The organism is Streptomyces sp. NPDC048002, from assembly GCF_040653275.1.
Lineage (GTDB): Bacteria > Actinomycetota > Actinomycetes > Streptomycetales > Streptomycetaceae > Streptomyces.
Map to the genome: position 1 here is coordinate 1 of NZ_JBEZNL010000088.1, position 2,557 is coordinate 2,557.

A 2,557-nucleotide genomic window follows, 5' to 3' on the forward strand; every position below is an offset into this window, starting at 1 on the left:
CCGGCGATCGTGCGGCTTTGGGAAGTCGGCTTCATACTGCCTGTCCTGTCTCGTAGTTGGTGTTCGCTCGTCGCTTGAGGTGGGAGGAGGTTGCCACGCGTTGTTTCCAGTACGCCTCGATGTCGTTGTTCCAGGTGATGCACCAGCGGCGGTGTCGTGCCTGGCGGGCGGTCATTTCGCCGCTGTGGATCCAGGGGTAGATCGCGGCTTCGTGGATGCCGAGGATCCTGGCGGCCTCGGGCACGGTGATCTCCCCTGGTTCGGTGGGGTTGTTGCGCCGGGAGCCGATCGCGTGCTGGGCCCGGATGTGACGGATGGAGTTCACCGTGAAGGGGCGGCAGTTGCCGGTGGTGAATTCGAGGCTGTTGAGGTGTTCGGCGATCTCGGCGTCGCTGCGGACATCCAGCAGTTCGCGGACGATCTCGACGGCTCGGGTGGGGTTGCGGTTGGTACGCCGGTCGCAGGTGATCTCGTCGAGGGCGCCGGTGTGCCAGCGCACCCCGATGTGAGCACGGGCGTCATCGACATGGAGCACGGTCACGTCCGCGATCAGGGTGCGCAGCAGGCGCTTGCGGTCCCTGGCCGTGGTCGTCGCCGACCGCCATAGTGCCGGCACGTCTCGGGCCAGCTCCCGCAGCCGCGCGGGCTCGGGCAGAGAAGGTTCGGCGGCGACCAGGTCCGCCAACGCCGCTTCGGCCTGGGCCAGCGCGGCAAGTTTCGCCTCCCACCGGCTCTCCAACGAGCGGGCCACCAGCCGGTTTTCCGGCTCGACCTGGACAAAGGCCCGCTCGGCGCGATCGGCCTCATAGCGGGCCCGCTCCACGGCCAGCTCGGCGGCCCGGTGCGAGCGCTGGTGGCGGTGGTGGACCTCATCGGCCGCGGCCACGGCGAGGTGCACCTGCTCGGGAGTCAGCGCGGCCAGCAGCAGATCGACCACCTGCGGGTCGACCGCCGCGGCGGCGATCGAGTGGCAGCCCGGGGTGAGAAGCGCATCGCTGCGGGCCCGGGTGCACACATAGTCCGCGGTGCCGTCCGCACGCCGGTAACGGGTACTCATCGGGAAGCCGCACGAGCCGCAGAAGATGATGCCCTGACACACCGGCACCCCCTCACGCGGCGGCCGGGCCTTCGCGCGGGTCCGGTTGGCGGCCAGCTTCGCCTCGATCTGCAGATACTGCTGCCAGGAGATATAGCCCTCGTGGTGGTCGGGGATCAGTACGGCCCACTGATCGCGGGGCCGCCGGCTGACGGTGGTAATGACAGTGCCGTCGGGCCGCACCTTGCGAGAGCTCACCGAGCGACCGAAGACATAGGCCCCGGCATAGACAGGATTCTTCAGCACTGCGGCGGCCCGGCCATGGGTGAGCCGTCCCCAGCCCAGGCGCCCGTCCCACACCCCGGTATCCCGGCGGGGAAAGCGACGTCCGGTGAACGCTCGGACCACTGCAAGAGCGGAGCCGTGCTGGTCGAACAGGGCGAAGACGTCCGCGACCGCGGCTCGCACCTCTTCATCAGGGTCCACCACGATGGTCCCGTCGTCGGCATAGACCATGCCGACGGGCAGGGGCAGCCGCAGGTCGCCACGCTCGGCGGCCGCCTTACGGGCTCCCTGCAGACGGCCGGCCAGGATGTGCAGCTCGGCCTCGCTCATCGTGGACTTCAGGCCCAGCACCAGGCGGTCGTTGAAATCACCCAGGTCATAGATGCCATCGGCGTCGATCAGGAGGGTGTCGGTCAGCCGCGCGAACTCCAGCAGCCGACCGAACTCGGCAGAGGAACGGGAAAGCCGGGAGACTTCCAGCCCGAAGACCGCGCCGACCTCGCCGAGACAGACCCGGGACACCAGCTGCTGGAATCCGGCCCGCATTCCGGAGAACCGGCCCGAAGCCCCCAGGTCCGCATCCACGACCTCGATGTCGCACGGTGCCCAGCCCAGCTCCCGGGCGCGGTCGGCCAGCCCGTACTGGCGGGCGGTTGACTCGGTGTTCTCCCGTGTCTGCAGCAGGGTCGACTGCCGCACATAGATCAGCGCCTGCCTCGACCGGTGCAAGGACGTGATCTTCTGCAGCCCGCTCACCACCGTCCTCCTCCCCTCGCACCAAGGATTCGACCATGTTCGCCACCAGCAGCACGACGCTCCGGCTCCAGTCCTCGACCATGGTCACCACCCGTCACCGACTGCCCGGGCGCCGAAGGCCGCGAGGAAAAGGGCACCCTTCACGAGGATCCACCATCCCCCAGCTCGGCACCACGGCTCATCAGGGCGTCTACCAGCGCAGACAGCGCACCCAGCCCGTCGGTTGCGAGCCGGTTCCCGCCCGGCGTCGGGCCTCGATCCGTCCACCCCTGCGGGAGCGTCACCGTCACGCCGTCACCGGCAGCGCAGATGAATACCAGACCGCCGGAGCGGCGCACCGCTCGGCACACCCGCAACCGGCGCCCCACCAGCGGATGGAACGGATGCGTGACCAGCAAAGTGTCCTCAGAAACGCCACGAAGAGGGGCACTACGCGATGCCCTCTGGGAGAACGCCTGGGCCGAGTTCGTGCCCTTCCTC

2 protein-coding genes are annotated in these 2,557 nt (G+C 68.9%); both read right to left on the minus strand.

What is annotated here, in order from left to right; genetic code table 11:
• Positions 1-31: 31 nt before the first annotated feature.
• The gene (locus AB0E07_RS39780; RefSeq protein WP_362263362.1) at positions 32-2,077 is read right to left on the minus strand and encodes a recombinase family protein; all 2,046 of its coding nucleotides are present in this window, start codon (positions 2,075-2,077) and stop codon (positions 32-34) included.
• A 140-nt stretch (positions 2,078-2,217) separates the two neighbouring features.
• On the minus strand, positions 2,218-2,557 hold a 340-nt coding region (locus AB0E07_RS39785; protein WP_362263365.1), incomplete at its 5' end, for a DUF5372 family protein.